This is a genomic window from Streptomyces sp. NPDC036764 (genome assembly GCF_055609385.1).
In genome coordinates this window covers 2,338,533-2,363,575 of the sequence record NZ_JBVJPT010000001.1, presented here as the reverse complement: position 1 = coordinate 2,363,575, position 25,043 = coordinate 2,338,533, and the positions used below count along the sequence as shown (strand labels likewise).

20 protein-coding genes are annotated in these 25,043 nt (G+C 70.8%); 5 read left to right on the top strand and 15 right to left on the bottom strand.

Going from position 1 to position 25,043, the window contains the following annotated elements:
* Positions 1-726 precede the first annotated feature (726 nt).
* From ACZ69Q_RS09720 to ACZ69Q_RS09710, 3 genes are all read left to right on the top strand, one after another.
* Positions 727-3,165 carry an ATP-binding SpoIIE family protein phosphatase gene (locus tag ACZ69Q_RS09720; RefSeq protein ID WP_471039080.1) on the top strand — a complete coding sequence of 813 codons (2,439 nt, stop codon included), beginning with the start codon at positions 727-729 and terminating at the stop codon, positions 3,163-3,165.
* Between the two features lie 15 nt (positions 3,166-3,180).
* The gene (locus ACZ69Q_RS09715) at positions 3,181-3,615 is read left to right on the top strand and encodes a hypothetical protein (RefSeq protein WP_471039078.1); all 435 of its coding nucleotides are present in this window, start codon (positions 3,181-3,183) and stop codon (positions 3,613-3,615) included.
* A gap of 82 nt (positions 3,616-3,697) precedes the next feature.
* Positions 3,698-4,294 carry a glycosyltransferase gene (locus ACZ69Q_RS09710; protein WP_471039076.1) on the top strand — a complete coding sequence of 199 codons (597 nt, stop codon included), beginning with the start codon at positions 3,698-3,700 and terminating at the stop codon, positions 4,292-4,294.
* Here ACZ69Q_RS09710 and ACZ69Q_RS09705 read toward each other — a convergent pair.
* From ACZ69Q_RS09705 to solA, 12 genes are all read right to left on the bottom strand, one after another.
* Positions 4,267-5,550 (bottom strand): NAD(P)/FAD-dependent oxidoreductase, encoded by a 1,284-nt coding sequence (locus ACZ69Q_RS09705; protein WP_471039075.1) that lies wholly within the window; start codon positions 5,548-5,550, stop codon positions 4,267-4,269. The genes ACZ69Q_RS09710 and ACZ69Q_RS09705 overlap by 28 nt on opposite strands.
* Positions 5,551-5,603: 53 nt before the next feature.
* The gene (locus ACZ69Q_RS09700; protein WP_471039073.1) at positions 5,604-6,269 is read right to left on the bottom strand and encodes a haloacid dehalogenase type II; all 666 of its coding nucleotides are present in this window, start codon (positions 6,267-6,269) and stop codon (positions 5,604-5,606) included.
* 54 nt (positions 6,270-6,323) lie between these two features.
* Positions 6,324-7,262, bottom strand: coding sequence for an aldo/keto reductase (locus tag ACZ69Q_RS09695; protein WP_471039071.1), 939 nt, complete (start codon positions 7,260-7,262; stop codon positions 6,324-6,326).
* Positions 7,259-8,719 carry an aldehyde dehydrogenase family protein gene (locus ACZ69Q_RS09690; protein ID WP_471039069.1) on the bottom strand — a complete coding sequence of 487 codons (1,461 nt, stop codon included), beginning with the start codon at positions 8,717-8,719 and terminating at the stop codon, positions 7,259-7,261. The genes ACZ69Q_RS09695 and ACZ69Q_RS09690 overlap by 4 nt, the downstream gene beginning before the upstream one ends.
* The gene (locus ACZ69Q_RS09685) at positions 8,716-9,669 is read right to left on the bottom strand and encodes a succinylglutamate desuccinylase/aspartoacylase family protein (RefSeq protein ID WP_471039065.1); all 954 of its coding nucleotides are present in this window, start codon (positions 9,667-9,669) and stop codon (positions 8,716-8,718) included. The genes ACZ69Q_RS09690 and ACZ69Q_RS09685 overlap by 4 nt, the downstream gene beginning before the upstream one ends.
* 30 nt (positions 9,670-9,699) lie before the next feature.
* Positions 9,700-11,061, bottom strand: a complete 1,362-nt coding sequence (locus tag ACZ69Q_RS09680) for an aminotransferase class III-fold pyridoxal phosphate-dependent enzyme (protein WP_471039063.1) — start codon at positions 11,059-11,061, stop codon at positions 9,700-9,702.
* Positions 11,058-11,924: an ABC transporter permease gene (locus ACZ69Q_RS09675; RefSeq protein WP_471039062.1), complete on the bottom strand. Its 867-nt coding sequence runs from the start codon at positions 11,922-11,924 to the stop codon at positions 11,058-11,060. The genes ACZ69Q_RS09680 and ACZ69Q_RS09675 overlap by 4 nt, the downstream gene beginning before the upstream one ends.
* Complete coding sequence (locus tag ACZ69Q_RS09670; RefSeq protein ID WP_471039060.1) at positions 11,921-12,814, bottom strand: ABC transporter permease; 894 nt, start codon at positions 12,812-12,814, stop codon at positions 11,921-11,923. Before ACZ69Q_RS09670 ends, ACZ69Q_RS09675 begins: the two co-directional genes overlap by 4 nt.
* Before the next feature lie 3 nt (positions 12,815-12,817).
* On the bottom strand, positions 12,818-13,927 hold the full coding sequence (locus ACZ69Q_RS09665; protein ID WP_471040181.1) for an ABC transporter ATP-binding protein: 1,110 nt from the start codon (positions 13,925-13,927) through the stop codon (positions 12,818-12,820).
* Positions 13,928-13,949: 22 nt separating this feature from the next.
* Positions 13,950-15,056 (bottom strand): ABC transporter substrate-binding protein, encoded by a 1,107-nt coding sequence (locus tag ACZ69Q_RS09660; RefSeq protein WP_471039056.1) that lies wholly within the window; start codon positions 15,054-15,056, stop codon positions 13,950-13,952.
* A 99-nt stretch (positions 15,057-15,155) separates the two neighbouring features.
* Positions 15,156-16,217 (bottom strand): succinylglutamate desuccinylase/aspartoacylase family protein, encoded by a 1,062-nt coding sequence (locus ACZ69Q_RS09655; protein WP_471039053.1) that lies wholly within the window; start codon positions 16,215-16,217, stop codon positions 15,156-15,158.
* A 2-nt stretch (positions 16,218-16,219) separates the two neighbouring features.
* A complete protein-coding gene (gene solA / locus ACZ69Q_RS09650) occupies positions 16,220-17,359 on the bottom strand; it encodes an N-methyl-L-tryptophan oxidase (RefSeq protein WP_471039051.1) in 1,140 nt (379 codons plus the stop codon).
* A gap of 281 nt (positions 17,360-17,640) precedes the next feature.
* Between solA and ACZ69Q_RS09645 the strand changes: the two genes are divergently transcribed.
* Positions 17,641-18,387, top strand: a complete 747-nt coding sequence (locus ACZ69Q_RS09645) for an IclR family transcriptional regulator (RefSeq protein ID WP_471040179.1) — start codon at positions 17,641-17,643, stop codon at positions 18,385-18,387.
* A gap of 201 nt (positions 18,388-18,588) precedes the next feature.
* Positions 18,589-19,332, top strand: a complete 744-nt coding sequence (locus ACZ69Q_RS09640) for an IclR family transcriptional regulator (protein WP_471040176.1) — start codon at positions 18,589-18,591, stop codon at positions 19,330-19,332.
* A 39-nt stretch (positions 19,333-19,371) separates the two neighbouring features.
* Here the strand turns inward: ACZ69Q_RS09640 and ACZ69Q_RS09635 are convergent, their stop codons facing one another.
* From ACZ69Q_RS09635 to ACZ69Q_RS09625, 3 genes are read right to left on the bottom strand one after another with little or no spacing between them, the layout of a single operon-like run.
* Positions 19,372-20,811 carry an NAD-dependent succinate-semialdehyde dehydrogenase gene (locus ACZ69Q_RS09635; protein WP_471039048.1) on the bottom strand — a complete coding sequence of 480 codons (1,440 nt, stop codon included), beginning with the start codon at positions 20,809-20,811 and terminating at the stop codon, positions 19,372-19,374.
* A complete protein-coding gene (locus tag ACZ69Q_RS09630) occupies positions 20,808-23,702 on the bottom strand; it encodes an FAD-binding and (Fe-S)-binding domain-containing protein (protein ID WP_471039045.1) in 2,895 nt (964 codons plus the stop codon). Before ACZ69Q_RS09630 ends, ACZ69Q_RS09635 begins: the two co-directional genes overlap by 4 nt.
* Positions 23,699-24,967, bottom strand: coding sequence for an aspartate aminotransferase family protein (locus ACZ69Q_RS09625; protein ID WP_471039041.1), 1,269 nt, complete (start codon positions 24,965-24,967; stop codon positions 23,699-23,701). Before ACZ69Q_RS09625 ends, ACZ69Q_RS09630 begins: the two co-directional genes overlap by 4 nt.
* Positions 24,968-25,043 lie beyond the last annotated feature (76 nt).

The following is a 25,043-nucleotide window of genomic DNA, read 5'->3' as shown; positions in this document are numbered from 1 at the left end:
GCCCGCGACGGCCTGACCCGGAGTACGGGGCCCGCACGCGCTCACCAAGGGTTTCGGCACTCCGGTCCACCGGGCCCTCGCCCAGGAGGCCGCCGAGCAGGCGGTCGTCCTGCTAAGGACAGCGGCGGCATGATGCCGCTCGCGGCCGGGTGACCATGCTCGTGACGCGGCCCGCGCCGTGACGGCGGGCAGCGCTCCGATGCCCGGGGCGGCCGGTTCGGCGATCGCCCGTGCAGTCCGGGTCCTTGGCCACCGCCTGGCTGAAGGCGTACACCGCGATGGTCGAGGCGGTCCTGGAGGACGCCGAGCGCTGGCCGTCCCGTTCCACGTGCCGCCCGTAGAGATCCGCAGTCTCGTCTCCGAAGGCGTCGACGAGACGCCCGGACATCGACCTCATCGCCGGCTACACCGAGGCGGACGGAAACCTCGGCTTGGGCTCCGCGCACCGCGCGTTCTGCCACCGTATGCCTGGAAGTCCTCACGGACGGCCGGGCGGGCCGACCTCGTCGAGCGAGGCGCCACCCTCTCGCGGACGAGTCGGCCCCGTCCTTCCCGACGCACCGGCCTCGACCAGTCGGGGTCCCGGTCCAAGCCGCTCCGGTTCCTGGCATCCCCGAACGCACCAGCCGGAGCGCCGTGGAGTGGAGGCCGATCTAGGCTTGAAGCAGCCGCTGGAGACCAGCCCTGACGGGTACGGCTGTCCGGACGGAGGCGTGGCGCGTGGAGATGGCCGGCAAGCAGGATGCCCCCACTGCCGCTGTCGTGGTGGACTCGGAAGGCCTGGTGAGCGGCTGGAGTGAGGGAGGGCGGCTGCTGCTGGGCTGGACGGCGGAGGACACCGTCGGGCGTCCCGTCACCGACCTGCTGGTCGATCCCCCGCCACCCGGCTTCCTTCAGGGCTACGGGTCCGGCTCCGACCCCACGGATTTCATCCCCCTGCGCCACCGGGACGGTTCCACGGTGGAGACCGTGGTGGAGGCTCACCCGCTGCTCGGCCCCGACGGGCGGGCACTGGGCCACATGGTGACCATTCAGCGTTGGGGACGCCGCCCGGTGATCGCCGACCGGGCCTTCGAGCAGTGCCCCTTCGCTCTCGGCGTCTACGACCCCGAGCTGCGGTTCCTGTGGATCAACGCCTCCTCGGGCCGGGTGATCGCGCACTCCGAGGAGCAAGTGCTGGGTAAGAAGTACCGCGAGGTGCTTCCCGAATTCGACCGCTCGCTGTTTCCCGAAAGGGACGACAAGCCCTACACCGACAAGCTCGCCGAAGTGGCGAGGACGGGCGAGCCCGCGCGTCTCATCACCGTCTTCCGCCCGCTCGGCAGTAATTACGCCAACGCCTGGGCCACCAGCATCTGGCCCGTCCGGGATGCCGAGGGCAGGGTCCGCGCGGTCGCCAACTGGGGATTCGACATGAGCGCCGAGTACTGGGCGCGGCAGCGCCTGCTCATGCTCAACGAGGCCAGCGGTGGCATCGGCCGGACACTCGACGTGATCGGCACCGCCCAGGAACTGGCCGGCGCCGCCGTGCCGGGATTCGTCGACCTCGTCACCGTAGATCTCTTCGACGAGGTGCTGCGCGGAGAGGAACCGCCCTCCGCGTCCGCGTTCACCCCCGGCGAGACGATCGCGCTCAGCCGTGCCGCCCAGCACAGCGCGCAGGAGGACACCGATCGGGCTCCCGGGCCCACGACGCCGGTCGGCCACGCTGCCGGTTCCGTCGCCGCCCGCTGCATGGCCACCGGCAGGTCCACGGTCCAGCTCGCAGCCGAACCCGGCCAGGGCGGCGAATGGGCCTTCGGACCCGGCCTCGCCGCCGACCCGGCCCACTGGCCGCCGGGCAACCCGTTGATCGACGCGTCCATCGCCGCGGACGGGCTGACCGGCCGGATCACCGTGCCGCTCAGGGCGCGCGGCGCGCTGCTCGGGGTCGTCGCCTTCTCCCGCCTCGACCGGCCCGAGGCCTTCGTCGCCGACGACCTGATCCTCGCCGAGGAGTTGACCGCCAAGGCAGCCGTCGCCATCGACAACGCCCGCCGGTATTCGCGCGAGCGCACGACCGCGCTGACCCTGCAACGAAGCCTGCTGCCGCAGGGGTTGCCGACCCAGGAGGCGGTCGAGGTGGCATTCCGCTACCTGCCCGGCGGGACCGGCACGGAGGTGGGCGGTGACTGGTTCGACGTCATTCCGCTGTCCGGCGCCCGGGTCGCCCTGGTCGTCGGCGATGTCGTCGGCCACGGCCTGCACGCCTCGGCCAGCATGGGCCGCCTGCGCACGGCGGTCCGCACCCTCGCCGACGTCGACCTGCCGCCGGAGGAGTTGCTGACCCACCTGGACGACCTGGTTCTCCACCTCGCCAGCGACCTCCAGCCCACCGGCCAGTACGAGCCGGCCGGCGAGTCCGGGGCCACCTGCCTGTACACCGTCTACGACCCTGTCTCCCGGCACTTCACACTGGCGAGCGCCGGCCATCCCCTGCCGCTGATCATCTCCCCGGACGGCACCACGACCCCGGTGCCCGCCCATCCGGGACCGCCGCTCGGCATCGGAGGGCTGCCTTTCGAGGCCACCGAACTCGAACTGCCCGAAGGCAGCCTGCTCGCCCTCTACACAGACGGACTGGTGGAGAGCCGCGAGCGCGACGTCGACCAGCGGATCGCCGAACTGCAGCGAGCCCTGAACCACTCGGCCACCTCGCTGGAGGCCCTGTGCGACACGGTGATGGACGCCATGCTCCCCGATCACCGTACCGACGATGCCGCCCTGCTGCTGGCCCGCACTCACACGCTGGCTCGCCACCACGTCGCCGACTGGGATGTCGAGCCCGACCCTGCGCAGGTGCCGCGCGCCAGGAAGTTCGCCGTCGACCAGGTGGACGCCTGGGGCCTGGAGGAGGCGTCCTTCGTCACCGAACTGGTCGTCAGCGAGCTGGTCACCAACGCCATCAGATACGGCGAGCCGCCGATCAAGCTGCGCCTGATTCGCGACACCTCCCTGATCTGCGAGGTCTCCGACGCCAGCAACACCGCTCCGCACCTGCGCCGGGCCCGCGCCTTCGACGAGGGCGGCCGGGGCCTGCTGCTCGTCGCCCAGCTCACCCAAGGGTGGGGCACCCGGCACACCACCAACGGCAAGACGATCTGGTGCGCACAGACCCTCCCCTAGGCCAGGACCGGTCGTATGGATCATGCCGGCGTCGCGGACGTCGAGCCTTTCGGGACGGTGTACGACGTCGTCCACGCCCAGGACTGCATCAGCGCCAACGCGGTCGGCGGCTGCTGCGTCCGCACGGTCCACCACATCGACCACTTCACCACCCCCGAACTGGCGGCCTGCCACGAGCGCGCCATAGTCGAGCCGTACGCGCACATCTGTGTGTCGACGGCCGACGCGACGGAACTCGCCGACGGCTGGGGCGTGAGGCAGCGGTCATCCCGAACGGAGTGGCATACGACCGATTCGCCAGCACCGACCCTGCGACCCACGCCAACTGGCGCTCCCGCCTGGGCCGTTGCATCCTCACGGTCGGCGGAATCGAGCCCCGCAAGGGCTCGCTGGACCTGCTGGAGGCGTACGCCCTGCTGCGCGCCGACCACCCCGACGTACGACTGGTGATCGCGGGCGGCGAGACCCTGTTCGACTACCGCGACTACCGCGCCCCCTGGGAGACCCGGGCGACCGACTCGGCGTCGAACCAGTGGTGCTGGGCCAGATCGCCGAGGACGACCTGCCGTCACTGGTGGCGGCGGCCGAAGCCTTCGCCTTTCCCTCCCTCAAGGAGGGCTTCGGCCTCGCCGCGATGGAAGCCCTCGCCGCAGGCGTCCCCTTGGTCGTACGCAACCTGCCTGTCCTGCGCGAGGTCTTCGGCCCCGCCGCCCGCTTCGCCGCCACACCCCATGACCTGGCCACCGAACTCGGCCACGCCCTCACCACCGACGACCCCGCCCGGCAGACCGCGGGCCGCGCTCTCGCCACCCGCCACACCTGGGACACGGCGGCCCGCGGTCACCTCGACTTCTACCGTGCCGCGACGCGGACCGGTGATCGCCGTACGCGCGTCAGGTCCGAGGCCTGGCCGGCGCCCGCGACGACCTCCGGGCGCAGCAGGTCGGCCAGGGTCTCGGCCGGCAACAGGCCCTTCTCCGTCCTGCAACTGCGTACGGCCCATCTTGAGCACGTCGCGGAACTCGACGGCCTTGAGGGCACGGGGGCCTCCCGTACCGCTGTGGGAGAGGCCCCCGCTGTGTCACCGGTGTCGGCGCAGGCTCAGAGCAGCCGGTCCTTCGCCTTGTAGTAGGCGCCGCCGAACGGCAGGAACCAGGCGGTGCCGTTGTAGAACGGGACGGGCACCTTCGGGAAGCCGAAGCCGCGCAAGGGGTTCGCCTCCGGCTTGCCGTCCATCATCTCAGCGACCGCACGGCCCATGTACGTGGCCATCTGGACGCCGTGGCCGCAGTAACCCATGGAGTAGTACAGGCCGTTGACCTCTCCCGCGTGCGGAATGCGGTCCCAGGACATGCCGACCATGCCGCCCCAGACGTAGTCGATCCGCGTCCCGGCCATCTGAGGGAAGATCTCGGTCATCTCCCGCTTGAGGATGTCGCCGCTCTTGACGTCGGAGGCCGGGTTCGAGGGGGCGAAGCGAGCCCGGCCGCCGAAGGCGAGGCGGTTGTCCGGGGTGAGGCGGACGTAGTGGCCGACGTTCTTGTGGGCGACCAGCAGGCGGCCGTTCGGGATGAGTTCCTTGGCGCGCGCCTCCCCCAGCGGCTCGGTGACGATGATGAAGCTGCCGACGTTGATCAGCCGTTTGCGGAACCACGGCATCGACTTGTCGGTGTAGGCGTCCGTCGCCGCCATGACCTGCTTGGCACGGATGGGCCCGTGCTGGGTCTCCACCAGGAAGCCGCCGCCGGTCAGGCGGGTGAGGCCGGTGGCGGCGTTGCGCTCGTGGATCTCGGCGCCGGCCCGCTCGGCGGCGTCCGCCAGGCCGCCGACGAACTTGCCCACGTGCAGGCCCGCGCTGAGCGGGTCGAGCAGGGCGCCGTGGTAGTAGTCCGAGCCGAGCTCGGCCCGCAGTTCGCTCTTGCTCAGGACGACCGTCTCGTGGCCGAAGTTCTCGGCCAGGTCGCGCTGCTTGGCGCGCAGGCCCTCGAAGTGCTGGGGCTTGCAGACCAGACCGAGGCGCCCGGAGCGTTGGAAGTCGCAGTCGATCTGTTCCTGCCGCGTGAGGTCCTCGACGAGGTCGACGGCCTCGCGGAAGGCGTTGTACAGCTCGAGTGCGCGCTCCTGGCCGTAGCGCTTGCGCGCATCGGCTGGGCTGATGGTGATGCCCTGGGTGCACATGCTGCCGTTGCGCCCGGAGGCGCCCGAGCCCACCTTGTCCTTCTCGACGAGGACGGTCCGGGCGCCCTTGCGGGCGGTGTGGTAGGCGGTGGAAAGGCCGGTGAGGCCGCCGCCGATCACCACCACGTCCGCCTCTTCGGGCAGGTCCTTTCCGGAACGGTCGGGCAGGGCGGGAGCTGTGTCCAGCCAGTAGGGGATCTGCTTCATGGCGTGCGTCCTCTGTGTTTCTCAGTCCTGTTTCGCCGGTGCGCCGTAGGTCGTCAGCAGCCGAGCAGCTTCGGCAGGCCCGACAGGTCGGGCAGCTCGTCGTAGGGCTGGTAGTCGGCACTGCCCGGACGGCCGTAGCGGTTGATCCACACCCGGCGCTTCAGGCCGAGGTCGCGGGTCGGGATGTGGTCGTACTCCCAGCCCTGGGCGGTGTGGATGACCTGGGACGGCTCGACGCCCATGGTCTTGAAGGCGTACTCGAAGGTCTGGCGGTCCGGCTTGTAGGCGCCGGCCTGCTGGGCGGTGATGACGTAGTCGAACTCGACGCCGATGTTCTCGACGTTCCGCGCGATCAGGTTGTCGTCGGTGTTGGAGATGATGGCGATCTCGTACTTGGTCTTCAGCGCGCGCAGCGCGTCCGGGACCTCCGGGTGAGGACCGAAGGTGGGGACGGCCTCGACCAGGGCGTCGCCGTCCGACTCGCGGTACTCCAGGCCGTGCAGGCGCATGGCGTTGCGCAGGCTGGAGTGCAGGATCTCGTGGTACGGGCGGTAGGCCTCCAGGACGGCCTGGAACCGCATGACGCGGAAGTCGTCGAGGAATTCGTCGACGTCCAGGTTGTCCAGGTCCAGTCGGTCCTCGAGGACCTTCAGGGTCGTGGGGGCGAGTTCGAAGTTGATCAGGGTCGCATAGGCGTCGAAGGTGACGATCTCTCGCATGGTGTTCGCCTCAGTCTCGCGGTTTCCGGATTTCCAGGGGGTGGGGTGGGGGCTTCAGACGACGCGTTCGCCGGGGGCGACGATCGTGTCCAGCGCGGCCAGGTCGGCCGGGCTCGGTATCCAGTCGGCCGCCGCCGCGTTGGCGGTGACCTGTTCGGCGGTCATGGCGCCGCAGATGACGGAGCCGACGGCGGGCAGGGCCGCCAGTGCGCCGACCGCGACCTGGAGGAGGGTCAGGCCGCGTTCGGCGCCGTACGCGGTGAGCGCCTCGGCCTTGTCGAGGGCCGCGTCGGTGAGCCAGCCCTGGCGCCAGGTCAGGCGGCTGCCGGGCGGGGGCTCCTCGCCGCGGCGGTACTTTCCGCTGAGCAGGCCGTTGGCCAGCGGGTAGTACGGCAGCAGGCCGAGGCCGTGGTGCAGACAGGCCGGGATCAGGTCCCGTTCCGCACGGCGGTCGAGCAGGTGGTAGCGCGCCTGGGTGGAGACGAAGGCGTCGGTGACCTGCTCGGCCGGGAGGTTGGAGCAGCCGATGTACCGGATCTTGCCCTCGTCGACCAGTTCCTGGAGCGCAGCGACCGTCTCCTCCAACGGCGTGATGCCGTCCGGTTCGTGGTACTGGTACAGATCGATCCGGTCGGTGCCGAGCCGGCTGAGCGATGCCTCGACCGCGTACCGAATGTAGGGGCGGGCCCCACGCGGACCGTAGAGGTCGACATCCCGGCCCATCTCCATGCCGAACTTGGTGGCCAGCACCACCTCGTCGCGGCTGCCCTTGAGCGCGGCCCCGAGGAGCCGTTCGCCGTCGCCGCGGGAGCCGTCCCGTTCGCCGGATCCGCCGTACATGTCGGCGGTGTCGAACAGGGTGATCCCCGCGTCGAGGGCGGCGTGGACGACGGCCTTCGTGCCGTCCTCGTCGAGGCGGGCGCCGAAGTTGTTGCCGCCCACGCCGACCACCGAGACGGTCGGGCCGCGTGCTCCGAGGGTGCGGTATCTCATGGCCGGTTCCCGAATCCGATGCAGACGTTCTTGGTCTGCAGGTAGCTGTTCAGGCCTTCGAGGCCCTTCTCCCGGCCCCAGCCGCTGTGCTTGTAGCCGCCGAAGGGGAGTTCCACGCCGGTGCCGATGCCGGTGGCGTTGACGTAGACCTGGCCGGCCCGGATGCCCTCGGCCATACGCATCGCCTTGTCGATGTCGCGGGTCCAGACGTACGAGGCGAGGCCGTACGGACTGTCGTTGGCCATCTCCAGCGCCTCGGCCGCGTCGTCGAACTCGATGACCGTGACGACTGGACCGAAGATCTCCTCGCGGGCGCACCGGGCCTGGTTGTCCAGTCCGGTCAGGACGGTCGGCTCGACGTAGTAGCCGTCTGTCAGCTCAGGGTCCGAGGGAGCGCCTCCGCCGGCCCGTGCCACGGCGCCCTCCTGCCGGGCCAGTTCCAGGTAGCCGAGGACCCGGTCCCGCTGGCGTGCGGCGACGAGCGGGCCGACGTCCGGGTCGTCGAGGCCGGGGCCGACGCGCAGGGACGCGACGTGCGCGACGAGCTTGTTCAGGAACTCCTCGGCGCCGCGCTGGAGCAGCAGCCGGGTGCCCGCGGAGCAGGTCTGCCCGGCGTTGCCGAACGCGGAGGCGGTGACCGCGCCGAGCGCAAAGTCGAAGTCGGCGTCCGCGAAGACGACGACCGGTGACTTGCCGCCCAGTTCGGTGACCGAGGGCACCACGTTGGCGGCGGCGGCCTGGGCGACCTTGATGCCGGTGGGCACGGACCCGGTGAAGGTGACCTGGTCGATGTCCGGGTGGCCGGCGAGGGCCGCGCCGGTCTCGCCGTCACCGGGGATCACGTTCAGGACGCCCGGCGGAAGTCCGCACTCCAGGGCGATCCTGCCGATCTCCAGCGGGGTGAGCGGCGCCTCGGGTGAGGGCTTGAGGACCACCGTGCACCCTGCGGCCAGCGCCGGGGCGGAGCCCCTCGCGGTGTTCTGCAGCGGGTAGTTGAACGGGATGATCTGGCCGGAGACGCCGATCGGCTCACGGACGGTGTAGTCGATCAGGCCGGGGCCGAGCGGGATCGTCGAGCCGCCCAGCTTGTCGGCGACGCCCGCGTAGAACTCGAAGTAGCGGGCCGCCGCCTCGACATCGGCCTTGGCCTGGCGGAGCGGCTTGCCGACGTCCTGGCTCTCCAGGCGGGCCAGCCGTTCTCCCTGGTAGCGGATGGCTTCCGCGATCCGGAACAGGACGCGCCCCCGGTCGGCGGCTCGCATCCCGGCCCACCCGGGAGCGGTGAAGGCCGCGCGCGCGGCGGCCACCGCCTGGTCCACGTCCGCCTTGCCGGCCAGCGCCACCTGGGCGATGGCCGTGCCGTTCGACGGGTCGAGGACGGTGAAGGAGCAACCGTCGGCGGTCGGGACCCGCTTGCCGTCGATCAGCAGCTCGGTCAGGTTCAGTTCTCCGCTCATGGCCGGATCTCCCCCAGCACCTCGCCGAAGATGACGACCTCGTCGCCCGGGCGGACCGTGCGGATCCGGCGGACCCAGAGCACGATGCCGTCCTGCGGCGCGCTGACCTCTTCCAGCGTGTTGCCGTAGTGGTCGGTGATGGTGGCGATCAGGTCGCCTTCCTTGCAGGTCTCCCCCGGCTCGGCGCGGGCGACGAAGAAGCCGCCGGCGGCGGAGCGGGCGAATGTGCCGGAGACCGTCGTGTAGGTGTCCCGCAGCTCCGCCTCGCCGTCGGTCATGCCGAGGGTGCGCAGGATGTTGCGGATCGAGTCGATGTGATGCTCGACGTTGGTCTCACGGTAGGTGGCGCCGCCGCACTCGATGGTGATGGCGGGTTTGCCGGCCTCGAGCACGGGGTGGCGGACCGTGCCGCCCCACTTGCCGCCCTTCCAGACCAGCTCGTGCCCGGCGGCCAGGGCCAGGTCGGTGGCCAGGTCCTCGTAGCCGCCCTGGAGGATGACCAGCGGCGCGATCTCGCCGTAGGCGCCTCCGGTGTGCAGGTCGACCACGGCGTCGACGGCCGGGACGACCTGCTCGACGAAGGTGGCGGCCAGACGCTGCGAGTACGAACCCTCGGCGTCACCCGGGAAGATGCGGTTGAGGTTGAGGTGGTCGATGCCGCTCGCGCGGGCGGCGGCCTCGAAGGCCGGGGTGTTCATGCAGGGGATGCCCACGACGGTGCCGCGCAGGGTGGCGGGGTCGATCTCGGCGAGCGCGCGCCGGATGGCCTCCTGGCCGTCGTACTCGTCGCCGTGCACGCCCGCGTCCACGCACAGGACCGGGCCGTCCTGGGCGCCGTTGACGACGATCAGCGGAATGCCGAGCTCCACGCCGTAGCTGCTGGTACCGACCGGGATCAGGCCCTGGGCGCGCTCGCCCGGAGCGACGGTCAGTGGACCGATGGAGTACATGTGGTTCCTTCCCAATGCGGGATACGTGGATCAGATGCGGGTGGACGCCTCGGCGAGGGTGCCCGCGATGATCGCGGCGATACGGTCGAGGACGGCGCGGTCGCTGATCAGCGGGGGCGCGATCTGGACCAGGGGCGCGGAGCGGTCGTAGACGCGGGCCAGCAGGCCTGCCTCGCGCAGGCGGCGCGGGATCAGGTCGCCGATCAGATCGGCTCGGGCCCTGGCGCTGAAACCGCCGTCGTCGAGGTCGCCGACGAGTTCGCAGGAGTAGAAGAACCCGGTGCCGCGGACATCGGCGACGATCGGCAGGTCCTTGAGCGCCGCCATGCGCTTCGCCAGGTCACCTTCCAGGGCGCGGACGTTGTCCAGGATCCGGTCCCGCTCCATGATGTCGAGGTTGCGCAGGGCGATGGCCGTGCTCAGCGGGTGGCCGGCGAAGGTGTAGCCGTGGTTGAGGACCGCGCCGGGCCGGTTGATGACCTCGGTGACCTTGGTGCCGACCAGGGTCGCGCCGAGGGGGGCGTATCCGGCGGTGATGCCCTTGGCGACGGTGACCATGTCCGGGCGGGTCCCGTAGCGGTCCCCGCCGAACCACTCCCCGACCCGGCCGAAGGCCGTGATGACCTCGTCGGCGACGAGCAGGAAACCGTACCGGTCGGCCAGCGCCCGCAGCCCCTGCCAGTAGCCCTTGGGCGGGGTGATGCAGCCGCCCCTGTTCTGTACAGGCTCGGCGATGAGCATCGCGACGGTCTCCGGGCCCTCGGCCAGGATCTCGGCCTCCAACTCGGCGAGCAGCCACGCCGTGTACACCTCGTCGTCCGCGAACTCCGGTGCGAGGCCCAAGCGGTTGGTGTTCGACACGAACCGGGTGTCGATCGCCGGTGGACCGTACGGCTCCGTCAGCCCGGGGTCGTCGGTGAGGGACAGCGCTCCGACGGTCAGGCCGTGGTAGGCGCCGCGCCTGGCGATCGCCTTGGTGCGGCCCGGCTCACCCCGCAGGGCGTGGTAACGGCGGGCCAACTTCCAGGCGGTCTCGACGGCTTCGGCACCGCCGCTCGAGAAGAAGGTGTGCTCGATGTCGACGGGGGCGATCCGGGACAGCCGCTCGGCGAGTTCGATGGCCGAGGGATGCGCGGAGCCGGTCCACAGCGGGCTGAAGCCCAGCTCGCGCAGTTGCCGTCCGGCCGCCTCGGCGAACTCGGGGCCGTAGGAGTAGCCGAGCTGGCAGCAGTACAGCCCTGACAGACCGTCGATGTAGCGTCTGCCGTCCGCGTCGTCGACGTACGCGCCCTCGCCGCGGCGGACGACGAACAGTTCCTGACCCGGCGTCGCGAGCGAACCGTTGTCGGTCATGTTCAGCAGCAGGTGCCGCTGAGCGGTGGCGGTGGTCATACGGGGTCGCCTCCCGGGGTGGCGATCCCGGTCGCGGTCTCGACCGACAGCAGGGACTCCTCCCGCCCCGACCCGATCCAGCGCACCAGGGCCACCAGGCCGAGGGCGAGGGCCGCGAAGGCGATGAGGATGGCGCTGATGGCGGTCACGCTGGGGTCGATTTCGAAGGTGAGGGAGTTGTAGACCTGCACCGGCAGGGTGACGGTGTCGACGGAGGAGAGGAACTGGGAGATGTAGAACTCGTCGAAGCTGGTGATGAAGGAGAAGATCGCCGCCGCGATCATCCCGGGCGCGGCGAGGGGGAAGGTGATCTTCCGGGCGATGGTCAGACGGCCGGCGCCCATGCTGGCCGCGGCGTCCTCCAGCCGTTCGTCGATGCCGCGCAGGGTCGCGATCAGGATGAGTACCGCGATCGGCGCGGCCAGCACGGTGTGCCCCAGGGCGATGGCGATCGGGCTGCCCAGCATCGCGGCGGGCTCGAAGAGGAGGAACAGGCCCAGGGCGGTGACGATCTGCGGGATGACCAGCGGTCCGAGGACCAGGGCATAGACCGCCGAGCGCAGTGGGAGTTCGCTGCGGGTCAGGGCGGTCGCCGCGGTCACACCGATGATCAGTGAGAACACAGTGCTCAGGGATGCGACCAGGGCGCTCAGGGAGAGCGCGGCCGGCCATTTGCTGCCGTCGGCGAACAGTGCCTTGTACCAGTTCAGCGTCCATGCCTCGGGCGGGAAGGCGGCGAAGGCGTTGTTGCTGAAGGAGGTAACGAGGATGACGACGATCGGCAGCGCCAGGAACAGCAGGATCACGGTGGCGACGGCGGTCAGGGCGATCCGTCCGGCGAAGGTGCTGCGCAGTTCCATCATGAGGCGCTCCTCTTCTTACGGCTCGCGCCGAGGGAGCTCGCGAGCTTGACCAGCAGCAGTCCGGCGAGGGTGAGCAGCAGCAGGATGACTCCCTGAGCGGCCGCCCCGTTCCACTGGTTCTCCTTCGTCACCTGCTGGTTGATGAGGGTGGCGATCATCGTCTGGTTGGGTCCGCCCATCAGGGCCGGGGTGATGTAGTAGCCGAGCGACAGGATGAAGCTGAGCAGTCCGGCGCTGGCCAGGCCGGGGGCAACCAGCGGCAGGTAGATGCGGCGGAAGATCGTCACGCGTCCCGCTCCCATGCTGGATGCGGCCGCGAGCAGCCTGCGGTCCACACCGCGCATCACGCCGTACAGCAGCAGCACGGTGTAGGGCAGCATCATGGAGGTGGTGCCGATGACCACGCCCAGCTCGTTGTAGAGCAGCGGGAACGGCGCTCCGGGTACGGACATGGCGGTCAGGGTCTCGTTCACCAGACCCTTGTCGCCGAGCATGATGATCCAGCCGTAGGTGCGTACCAGGGCGCTGATGAAGTGCGGGACGACCACGACCAGCATCGCAAGGCCCGCCAGGATGGGCTTGAGCCGGGTGATCGCGTTGGCCAGGAGGAACCCGAGGACGAGGCTCAGCAGCGCCGTTTCGGCGGAGATCCGCAGGGTGGTGATCAGGACGGAGAGGTTGACCCCGGTCAGTGCGTCGGCGTACCAGTGCAGCGTCAGCGATCCGTCGGGGTTCTTCAGGCTGAGCAGCAGCGTGGAGAAGATCGGGTAGACGAACAGCACCAGCAGGTAGACGACGACCGGCAGTGCGTAGAGGATCCCGATACGGGTCGTGCGCGAGGCCAGCAGTTTGCGTGGAGGGGCAGGAGCCCCCGCGAGGGTGGCGGCCATGGCTCACCCTCCCTGTTCGGTGGGGAAGAGGTTGACGTCGTCGGGGTCGGTGGTGATCCCGACCCGCTCGCCGGCCACGGGGCCCCGTCCGGCCGGTACTTCCAGGCGCAGCAGCGGCGCGTCACTGTCATCGACCCGCACGCCCGCGCGGACCAGAGTGCCCACGTACGTGGCGGTCTCCACCGTGCCGGTACAGAAGCCGTCGTCGGTGGCGCAGGCCCGCAGTCGGCCCGGCTGGACGGCGACCTTGACCTGGGCGCCGGAGACGAGGTCGTGGCGGCGCGCCTTCAGCAGACCGCCACTCTTGTCGAGGCGGACCAGGGTGTGCTCGTCGGTGTGCTGCTCGACGCGGCCGGGCAGGAAGTTGGCCGCGCCGAGGAAGTCCGCGACGAACGGGGTCCTCGGCCGCTCGAACAGCTCCCGGGGGGTGTCGAACTGCTCGATCAGCCCGTTGCGCATCACCGCGATACGGTCGGACATGACCAGCGCCTCTTCCTGATCGTGCGTCACGTAGATGACGGTCAGGCCGAGTTCCTGCTGGATGGTCTTGATCTCGATCTGGAGCTGGTCGCGGAGCTTCTTGTCCAGGGCGCCGAGCGGCTCGTCCATGAGGATGACCGGCGGGCGGTAGACGAGTGCCCGGCACAGGGCGACCCGCTGCTGCTGACCGCCGGACAGCTCGCGCGGCTTGCGGCCGCCGAAGCCGGACAGGCCGGCGATCTCCAGGGTCTCCCCGACGCGCCTGCGGATCTCGTGTTTCGGCACTCCCCGCAGGGTGAGCGGGAAGGCGACGTTCTCATGCACGGTCATGTGCGGGAAGAGCAGGTACTGCTGGAAGACGAAACCGAGGTTCCGCTTCTGCGGGGCGAGCCTGGTGACGTCGCGTCCCCCGACGGTGATGGTGCCGGAATCGGGTTCGCAGAACCCGGCGATCATCATCAGGGTCGTGGTCTTGCCCGACCCGGAGGAGCCGAGGAAGGTGACGAACTCCCCGGCCGCGATCTCCATGGACGCCTCGTCGACGGCTACGACGTCCCCGTACGTCTTGCGCAGTGCCACCACCGACAACGCTTGGCCGGTTGACGCGGCCGACTTGGCGCCGGCGACCTTCACGGACGGTGTGACCACACCGAATTCAGCCACGAGCCCACTCCAACCAGCGCTTGGTGACGGCGGCTTCGTTCTTCAGCCACCAGTCGGTGTCCGTGTCGAAGCCCTTGTCGTAGTACTGCGGCGCGCCGGCGAGTGCGTTGCGTTCGTCCTCGGTGAGCTTCTCGTAGGCCACCGGGGAGACCGGGTTCGACGGGAATGCCCTGGCCAGGGCGGCCTGGCTCTCGGGACGCAACGAGAAGTCCATGAGCTGGTAGGCGGCGTCCGTGTTGGCCGCGCCCTTGGCGATGGCGTAGCCCTGGAACTGGCGGCGCATGCCGTTGAGTTGCCTCTCGACCGGGACGCCCTGCTTCTGCAGATCGGCGATCCGGCCGTCCCAGACGGTGGACATCGTCACCTCCTGGCGGCTGAGGAGCACACCGGGGAGCGGGCCGCTGTCCCAGAACTTCTTGATGTCGGACCGCAGCCGGGTCAGCACCTTGAAGGCGCGGTCCACATCGAGCGGATACAGCTTGTCCATGGGAACGCCGTCGGCCAGCAGCGCGAACTCCAGCTCGGGCAGGTCGCCGTCCGGGTTGCACATCGAACGGCCGCCTTGGAACGCCTTGGTGTCCCAGAAGTCCGCCCACGTCTCGGGCTTGCGGCCGCCGAAGGCGTCGGTGCGGTACGCCATGCACTGGCCGTAGAAGCTGTGGCTGATGGCGTGGTCGGTGATCTGGTTCTCGGGGATCTTGGCACTCTTCAGGCTCTTGATCCGGTCGCGGTCCAGCGTCTCCAGGGCATCCTGGGCCACGTACTTGGTGTGAGACATCATCGTGATGTTGATGAGGTCGCACTGTGGGCGGCCCTGCCTGATCTGGGCGAGCAGCGGGGCATCGTCCAGGTTGAGCACCGTGACGGTGATCCCGGTCTCCTGGGTGAAGGGCGTGTAGATCGCCTTCTGCAGGGCCGCACCGTAGGAACCGCCGCTGTCGCGGACCACCACCGTCTTGGAGCCCTTGCCGCCGCTGCCGGCGACGGAGCGGCTGGTGCCGGTACCACAGGCGGTGAGGGCGGTTGCGGCGGCGACACCCGCCGTGACCCCGCCAATTCCTCGCAAGAACAGTCTGCGGTCTATCCGGGCATCTTTCATCGTGTGCCTCCTGGTGGTGCTGGCCGCGAGAAGGGGAGCGGCTGGGACGTGGAAGGGGGGCGGCTGGGACGTGGCAAGGGGGGCGGCTGCAAGGAGGGTCTAGGGGCGGGGGACCGCCTCGTCGGATCCGGCGCCCACACCGGGGGTCCGGAGGGTGTCGGCCCGCGCGGCCGTGTCGGGGTCCCAGGGGACGGCGAGGGCGACGAGTTCGGCGCCGGGGGCGACGGTGAGGCCGTGCATGCCGTAGAAGATCCGTCCGTCGGCCGGGGCGTGCACGGGGTGCTCCGTGCCGTCGACCGGGTCGACGATGCGGCCGAGGAGGTCGCCCTCGGCGACTTCGCCGATGACTTCGGCGTCGAAGGAGAACTCCGGATACCACAGGCCGGTGGCCTCGGCGGTGACGCCGGCGGACCAGACCCATGCGCGGATCGGCGCCGGGGCGGAACCGTCCTGGTCGAGGACGCCCAGATGGCGAAGTGCCTTCAGCAGGCCGTCGACGCGGCGGAGGGCGGTGGCCTCGTCCCGCCGGCCGAGCTGGCCCACCTCGACGAGGACCGCCGAGATGCCCCGCCGGGCGGCGGCCGCGTGGCTGTTGCCGCCGTCGGCCTTCAGTCCGAGGATGACGTTCTCGATACCGAAGGACCCGGCCAGTTCGGCCGTCGCCTTGTCGAGGTCGGGGTCGCCGGTGAGGCGGTAGCCGACGAAGTCCCGCAGTACCTGGTCGATGCCGCCGCAGTGCAGGTCGATGTAGACGTCGGCGGCGTCGACCAGGTGGGTGAAGAGCCAGGCGGCCAGCCGCTCGGTGGGGCCGCCGGACGGGTCGCCGGGGAAGACGCGGTTGAGGTTCACGCCGTCGACCGGGGAGATGTTGAGCCGGCCCTGGTACACGGCGGGAGGGTTGGCGACCGGACAGATGATCACCTGACCGTGCACCTCGCCGGGCTCCAGCGCGTCCGCCAGTCGCACGACGGCGTCGATGGGCGTGAACTCGCCGCCGTGCACACCCGCGGTGATGACGACCCGGGGGCCGGGGCGGGTCCCGTTGACGAGGGTCAGCGGGATGTCCGCGGTGAGGGTGCCGAGGTCCGCCTGGACCGTGCCGCGGACCTTGGTGCCGGGCCGGGCCTGAAGGGCGCCGACGCAGAGGGTGGTGTCGTTCATGGTCATGCCTCCGTGCGGCCGACGGTGGAGAGGAAGTCGATGGGCTGGGGCGAGGTGCCGTCCAGCGCGAGGTCCGCGGCGATGTCACCGAAGGCGGGCGAGAGCTTGAAGCCGTGGCCGGAGAAGCCGACGAGCAGGATGACGTTCTCGGCGCCGGGCAGCGGGCCGACCAGGGGGCGGCTGCTCTCGGTGTAGCCCTCCATGTAGACGGAGAGGCGCGTCGGGTCCGGGTGCAGGTCGGGCAGGTAGCGCCCGATCAGCTCGGCGAAGGTCTCCAGCTCGTCCGGCCGCACGGTGCGGTCCAGTTGGTTGGGGTCGTCGGCGAGCCGGTGCAGCGCGCGGGACAGTCCGAGCTTGACCGAGATGCCGTCCGGGGAGGGCAGGCCGTAGCAGTGGGTGGGTGCCGTACGGATGAACGCCGGGCGCTCCTCGCCGAACCAGGCATCGGGGTCGGTGGGCACGTACCAGGCGCTGACGAGGCGGCGGACTTCCACCTCCCACGGCAGGTCGGGCAGCAGGTCATTCACCCAGGGGCCGGGCGTGACGACGGCGGTGTCGAAGCGTTCGCTGCCGGAGTCGGTGCGGATCTCCACGCCGTCGCCGACGGGGACGATCTCCCGGACCGTGCTGTAGCGGTGGATCACGGCGCCCAACTGCTCGGCTCGGCGGGCGGCGGTCTGGATCGTCAGCTCGGGGCGGATGAACCCGGCACGGCGGTCGAGAACGGCCGCGTCGCCGTCCTCGATGCGGTACTGCGGGAAGCGCTTGGCCAGGGCATCGGTGTCCAGCACCTCGTGGTCGAGGTCGTGTTCGGCGATGGACTGGAGGACGGTGGCCATCTGCTGGTGGTCGGTCGGCCCCATGAGCAGGCATCCGGTCAGGCGGCGCAGCTCGCGGCCGGTCTCCTGCTGGAGCTGCTCCCAGAGGGCGTCGGCGTGCTTGAGGAGCGGGACGTACCGGGAGTCCTCGAAGTGCGCGCTGCGGAAGATCCGGGACTCGCCGCCGGCGGCGCTGCGGTCGTGGCCGGGGGCGTAGCGGTCGTATCCGACGACCTCGGCGCCGCGGGCCGCCAGTCGCCAGGCGGCCTGGCTGCCCATCGTTCCGACGCCGACCACCGCGACGCGCTTCCTGGCAGCAGACACAGGACTGTCCTTTCGTATCGCCGAGGCGCATGCTGGGCCTTCGACGTGAGGCTGTTCGATTCGAGATGGTTTGGGCGGGAGCCAGGCCCTCCTTGGGGACCTGCGGCTCGCAACCGCCGCGTCTCGCAGTCCGGCTCACTTCGGGGGATCTCCCGGAAAGCCGTGCCACTATGTGGAATGCTGTGCTAGAATCTGGCACAGAGAATGGCAGTGGCCCAGAGGGGAGTCAAGAGGGTGTCCAGCGGAAATTTGAAGGATTAACAGGGGGAAACCGGATGGAAATGAAGAGCGTCACCAGGTCGCTACGGGTTCTGGAGGCGGTCGCCCAGCATCAGCCCGTGACCGTAGGGGAGCTGACGAAGCTCTTCGGGCTGCCGAAGTCCACCGTGCAGCGCACGCTGGTCACCCTGGCGGAGGCCGGCTGGTTGCGCGCCAACCGCAGGGACACCACCCGTTGGGAGATCGGCGCCCGCGTCCTGGCCGTACGACCCGCCGCACTGCAGGGCTCCAGCCTGTTCGCCGCCGCGCGTGAACCCATGATCCGGCTCCGCGACGCGCTGAACGAGACCATCCACCTGTCCGTGCCGGACGCCCTGCACTGCATGGTCGTGGTGGACCGCGTCGACTGCGACCAGGCGGTACGCACCTTCCACACGATCGGCGACACCTCACCCCTGCACGCCACCGCCGTCGGACGCGCCATCCTCGCCCACCTGCCGAGGCGGGACGTCGAAGAACTCATCGCGGCGGGGCTGGAGCGATTCAGCGACACGACCCCCACCGAGCCCGACGAACTGCGCGCCGAGCTGGACCGGATCCGCACCGACGGCTACGCGGTCAACCGCAACCAGTACCGGCCGGGCGTCTGCGCCGTCGCCGCCGCCGTGCTCGATGAGGACGGCACCCCGCTGGCTGCCGTAGCCGTCTCCATGCCCGAGGCGCGGTACGACGGCGAACGTGCAGCCAAGTGGGGCCACCTCGTCGCCGACACAGCCGCGGAGATCTCGCGGCGCCGCCTGGGCGCCTGAACGGCAGGCGACAGCCCGCAACCGTCGGTCGAGGGCCGGCTCGCCAGCGCGCGAGCCGGCCCTCGGCTTTGCGCTCTAAAGCTGTGCCACATGGTGGAACGCTATGCTGAACTCCGGCACGCCTCATGACCCGTGACTCCGTGCCGGAAGTCAAGAAGTGCGAACCAGGAATCCACAGGTCTGAGGGGGCATCGAATGGAAATGAAGAGCGTCACCAGATCGCTGCGGGTTCTGGAGGCGGTCGCCCGACATCAACCCGTCACCGTCGGGGAGTTGACGAAGATATTCGGGCTGCCGAAGTCCACCCTGCAGCGCACGCTGATCACGCTCAACGAGGCGGGCTGGCTGCGGGCGAACCGCAAGGACACCACCCGCTGGGAGATCGGCGCCCGCGTCCTGGCCGTACGACCCGCCGCACTGCAGGGCTCCAGCCTGTTCGCCGCCGCGCGTGAACCCATGATCCGGCTCCGCGACGCGCTGAACGAGACCATCCACCTGTCCGTGCCGGACGCCCTGCACGGCATGGTCGTCGTCGACCGCGTCGACTGTGACCACGCCGTACGGACATTCCACGCCATCGGCGACACCTCGCCCCTGCACGCCACCGCCGCCGGGAACGCCGTCCTCGCCCATCTGGGGAAGTCCGAGATAGACGAGGTCACCGCGGGGACCCTGGAGGGCTACGGCGAAGAGACCATCACCGACCCGGGGCAACTGCGCGCGGAGCTCCACCGCGTGAGAGAGCGCGGCTACGCCGTCAACCACAACCAGTACCTGCAGGGTGTGTGCGCGATCGCGGCACCCGTGCTCGGCGGTGAGGGCACACCGCTGGCCGCCCTGGCCGTCTCCATGCCCGACTCCCGCTTTGAGCCCAGCCGACTGCCCGAGCTGGGGAAGCTCGTGACCGACACCGCAGCGGAGATCACCGCGCGCCACCTGCGCTGAGGGCGGCGCCGACACGGGGATCGAGCAGGGAGACCACCGTCAGCTCACGGGCATCGCGAGGTACTGGTACTCCAGGAACTCGTCGATCCCCACCCGGCCGCCCTCGCGGCCCAGCCCCGACTGCTTGACGCCGCCGAAGGGTGCGGCCGGGTTTGACACGAGCCCCGTGTTCAGCCCCACCATGCCCACCTCCAGCCGCTCGCTCACCCGCAGGGCACGGTCGAGGCCCTCGGTGAAGACGTACCCGACCAGGCCCCAAGGGGTGTCGTTGGCCCGGCGGATCACCTCGTCCTCGTCGTCGAAGGTGAGGATCGCGGCGACGGGGCCGAAGATCTCCGTGTCCATCAGACGGCTGCCGGGATCGACGTCGGCCAGCACGGTCGGCGGGTAGAAGCAGCCGGGGCCTTCGGGGGTACGGCCGCCCACGAGGACCTGCGCCCCGCGTTCCACCGCGTCGGCGACCAGCTCCTCCACCTTGGCGCGCCCCCTCCTGTCGATCAGCGGGCCGACATCGACGCCGTCCCGGGTGCCCGGACCGACGACCAGCGCGCCCATCCGCTCGGCCAGCCGCCGCCCGAACTCCTCCGCGACCGAGCGGTGCACGAAGAAGCGGTTGGCGGCCGTGCACGCCTCGCCCATGTTGCGCATCTTGGCGACCATCGCCCCGTCCACCGCCTTGTCCAGGTCGGCGTCCTCGAATACGACGAACGGCGCGTTGCCGCCCAGCTCCATCGACGTCCGGACCACCGCCTGAGCGCTCTGGGCGAGCAGCATCTGCCCGACGGCCGTGGAACCGGTGAAGGAAAGCTTGCGAACCCGCCCGCCGCGCAGGAGCGGTTCGCACACCTCCCCCGCACGGGAGGTCGTGACGACGTTCAGCACGCCGTCCGGCAGCCCGGCCTCCTTGAGGATCGCGGCGAGAGCCAGGCTGGACAGAGGGGTCTGCGGGGCGGGCTTGAGCACCATCGTGCAGCCCGCGGCGACCGCCGGGCCGATCTTGCGGGTGCCCATGGCCAGCGGGAAGTTCCACGGGGTGATCAGCAGGCAGGGGCCGACCGGGCGGCGCGAGAGCAGCATGCGGTTGCGGCCGTCGGGCAGGGTGCCGTAGCCGCCGTCGATACGGACGGCCTCCTCGGAGAACCAGCGGAAGAACTCGGCCGCGTACGCCACCTCTCCCCTGGCCTCGGCCAGCGGCTTGCCCATCTCGGACGTCATGAGGTGGGCGAGTTCGTCGGTGCGCTCGATGATGATCTCGTAGGCGCGGCGCAGGATCTCGCTGCGCACCCGGGGCGCCGTACGGGCCCACTCCTGCTGCGCCTGCACGGCCGCTTCCTCGGCGAGCGCCGCGTCCTTGGGGCCGGCGTCGGCGACGTGGCAGAGGATCTCGCCGGTCGCGGGGTCGTCGACGGGCATGGTGGCGCCGTCCGCGGCGTCCACCCAGGCACCACCGATGAACAACTGCGTGGGTGTGTCGGTCATGAGTTCTCTCCTGGGTGTCCGGGTCGGTCGGCGGCGGGGTCGAGCAGTTCCGCGAGGTGCAGGGCGCGGATGCCCCGGTCTCCGGCGAGGTGGTCGATCTGGGTGGCGCAACTGAAGCCGTCGGCCACGACGACGGCCGGTGTCCGCGGGTCGATGTCGTCGAGGCGTGGCCTCAGGGCGAGGTCGGCGACGGCCATCGAGGTGTCGTAGTGCTGTTCCTCGAAGCCGAAGTTGCCGGCGAGTCCGCAGCAGCCCTCGGCCTCGTCGACCTTCGTCACGCCGAGGCGGCCGAGCAGGTCGCGGGGGTGGCGGCCCTTGAAGGTGGCGTACTCGTGGCAGTGGGTCTGCAGCACGACGTTGTCCGGCAGCTCCGGTGGCGCCCAGCTTGGTGCGGCGAGGTCGGTCAGGGCTCCGGTGAGGGTGTGGACGCGGGCCGCGACGCGCCGGGCGGCGTCGGTGCCGAGGAGTTCGGGCACGTCACGCCTGAGCGCCGCGGCGCAGCTCGGTTCGGCCACGACGATGGGCCGGTCGTCGCCGTTGTCCAGGCGGGCGACGGTGCGGGCCATGATGCGGCGCGCGAGCGACAACTGGCCGGTGCTCACCCAGGTCAGGCCACAGCACAGGTCGTCCTGTGCAGTGCAGGGGATGCCGGCGTCGGCGAGTACGCGGCTCGCGGCCCCGGCGACCTCGGGGCGGAAAGCGCGGGTGAAGCTGTCCACGAACAGCAGCGTCTTCGCCGGTTCGCCGGTCCTCGCCGTGCGCAGGGCCCGGCGCAGTGCCCGCCGGGAGGCGAAGGCGGGAATCCGGCGTTTCGTGGTCACGCCGCCGAGCCGCGCGAGGAGCCTACCGAGGGGGCCGCTCAGCAGCGCGTTCACCGGGCGGGCCGCGTATCCGACGAGTTTGGACGTCAGGGGCAGCCAGCCCAGGGAGTAGTGGGAGCGGGGTCTGACTCTGCCCTTGTAGTGCTGGTGCAGGAACTCCGCCTTGTACGTGGCCATGTCGACGCCGACCGGACAGTCGCTGGAGCAGGCCTTGCAGGACAGGCAAAGGTCGAGGGCGTCACGGACCTCCGTGGAGCGCCAGCCCTCCTGGACGGTTCCGCCCCGCACCATCTCCTGGAGCAGACGGGCCCGGCCCCGCGTCGAGTCGTTCTCCTCCCCCGTGGCCCGGTAGCTGGGACACATCACGCCGCCGGCGTCGCTGCGGCAGCGCCCGACACCGACGCAGCGGCGCACCGCTCCCGCGAAGCCGTCCTGGTCGTGGGGAAAGGTGAACGCCGTGTCCACGAGCGGGAGTTCACGCAGGGCGAGGTCGGCGTCGAGGGGCGCCGGGTCGACGATGACGCCGGGGTTGAGCAGCCCCTCGGGGTCGAAGATCTCCTTGAAGGCGGCGAACGCCCGGATCAGCCGGTGGCTGTACATGACCTCCAGCAGCTCGCCCCGGGCCCGCCCGTCGCCGTGCTCGCCCGACAGGCTTCCGCCGTGCTCGACGACCAGGGCGGCGGCCTCCGTCAGGAACCGGCGGGTGGCGGCCCGCCCGGTGTCCGTGGCGAGGTCGAAGTCGATGCGCACGTGGACGCATCCGGCGCCGAAGTGCCCATACAGCACGCCGGTCAGGCCGTGCGCGGCCAGCAGCCTGCGGAAGTCGCGCAGGTAGGCGGCCAGGTTCTCGGGCGCGACGGCCGCGTCCTCCCAGCCGGGCCAGGACTCCGAGCCGTCGACGAGCCGGGCGGCAAGTCCGGCCCCGTCCTCGCGGACCCGCCACAGCGAGCGCCGTTCGGCCGGACTGTGCACGACCCGGCCACCGGTCATCCTGCCCTGCGCCTTGAGCACGTCCAGCAGTTCGGCGGCGCGGGCGTCGACCTCCGCCTGATCGTCGCCGTCGAGCTCGACGTACAGCCAGGCTCGTCCCTCGGGGAGTCCGGTGACGGAGTCCGGGCCGCGCCGGGCGCGCATGGTGGCGACGATCGCCTCGTCCATGCCCTCCACGGCGGTGGGGTTCCAGCGCAGGATCTCGGGGACGTCCTCGGCGGCGTCGACCACGTCGTCGTAGCCGAGGGTGAGGAGGGCGGAGGCCTGTGCGGTCGCCACCAGGCGGACCGTCGCGGCGGTGACGACCGCACAGGAGCCCTCGGTGCCCACCAGCGCGCGGGCCATGTCGAAGCCGTGCTCGGGCAGCAGGTGGTGGAGCTGGTAGCCGGAGACCTGGCGCGGTACCCGGCCCAGCTCGGTGCGGATCGACGCCAGATGGCCGTCGATCAGGCGGCGCACGTCCGCTTCCAGAGCGGCGACCCGCCGGACGGCGTCCGTGTCGTCCGGGTCGGCGGCCCGCAGTCCGGTGCGGTCGGCGACGGCCCGCACGCCGTCGGCGGTCACGATCTCCAGCGTCTCGATGTGCCCGCTGGTGCGCCCGTGCCGCACGGACCGGTTGCCGCAGGCGTCGTTGCCGATCATGCCGCCGAGGGTGCAGCGGCTGTGCGAGGACGGGTCGGGGCCGAAGGTGAGCCCGTGCAGGGTGGTCGCGGCGCGCAGCGCGTCAAGGATCACTCCGGCCTCGACGCGCGCGGTGCGGGCCACCGGGTCGATGTCCAGGATCCGGTTCATGTACCGGGAGAAGTCCAGCACGACGCCGGGCCCGACGGCGTTGCCCGCCATGCTGGTGCCGCCGCCGCGTGCGGTGACCGGGATGTTCGTCTCCCGGCAGGCCCGCAGCACCGCGACGACGTCGTCGGCGCTGCGGGGGAGCACCACGGCCCGCGGCGGGACCCGGTAGTTGGAGGCGTCGTAGGCGTAGAGACCGGTGGAGCCCGGGCCGGTCTCCACCCGCAGGCCGACAGCGGTCTCGGCGAGCCGCGCGACCAGCGCCTCCAGGGCCGTGGTGGTGTCCGTCATCGCCCTGCCGCTCCGGATGTGCCGACCTCGACCGCCCTCGCCCAGGCCTGGAGCCCCTCGTCCACCGCCGTCTCGTCGATGACGAGGGCCGGGATCATGCGGACGACCTGGTTCCAGGCGCCGCACAGCAGCAGGAGCAGGCCCTCGTCGACGGCGGCACGCTGGACGCGGGCGGCGGTCTCGGGGTCGGGGCCGCCGTCCTCGGTGACGAACTCGGTGGCGAGCATGAGGCCGAGGCCGCGCACGTCGCCGATGCCCGGCGTCCGCTCGGCGACCGCGTCCAGGCCCTGCCGCAGCCGCTCGCCCATCGCCTCGGCGTTCTCGACGAGCTTCTCGTCGCGTACGACGTCGAGGGTGGCGACGGCCGCCGCGCAGGCGACGGCGTTGGCGCCGTACGTGCCGCCCTGCGAGCCGGGCCACGCCTTGGTCATCAGCTCCTCGGAGGCGGCGATGCCGGACAGCGGGAAGCCGCTGGCCAGGCCCTTGGCGGTGACGAGGATGTCCGGGGTGACCCCGAAGTGGTCGTGGCCCCAGAAGCGGCCGGTGCGGCCGACGCCCGTCTGCACCTCGTCGAGGATCAGGAGGAAGCCGTGCCGGTCCGCCCGCTCCCGCAGCCCTTCCATGAACGCGCGGTTGGCGGGCACGTACCCGCCCTCGCCGAGCACCGGCTCGACGATGATCGCGGCCGTGTCGGCGGGCGAGGAGATCGTCTGGAGCGTGTAGTCGAGCTCCGTCAGGGCGAAGCGGGTGGCGGTCTCCTCGTCCCAGCCGTACCGGTAGGCGGACGGGAAGGGAGTGACGACCACGCCGCTCATCAGCGGGGAGAAACCGGAGCGGAAACGGGTACCGGAGGTCGTCATGGCGGCGGCGGCGACGGTACGGCCGTGGAAGCCGCCGTGGCAGACGATGACGTTCGGCCGGCCGGTGGCCTGGCGGGCCAGGCGCAGCGCGGCCTCGACGGCCTCGCTGCCGGAGTTGGTGAAGAACAGGCTGTCCAGGCCGTCCGGCAGCACCTCGCCGAGCTTGTCGACGAGGCGGCGCAGCGGCTCGTGCATGACCGTCGTGTACTGGCCGTGGATCAGCGAGCCCACCTGCTCCTGGGCCGCCGCCACGACCTTGGGGTGGCAGTGCCCGGTGCTGGTGACGCCGATGCCGGCGGTGAAGTCGAGGTAGCGGCGGCCGTCCTGGTCGAAGAGGTGGACGCCCTCGCCCCGGGCCGCCACCACGGGTGTGGCCTGGCGAAGGTGCGGCGACAGTGCGGTCATGTTCGTCTCCCGGCCTCGGTGTTCGGTCTGCTGCGGTCTCCAGAGCATCTCCGCGGACCAGAGGTGCGCCAACGCG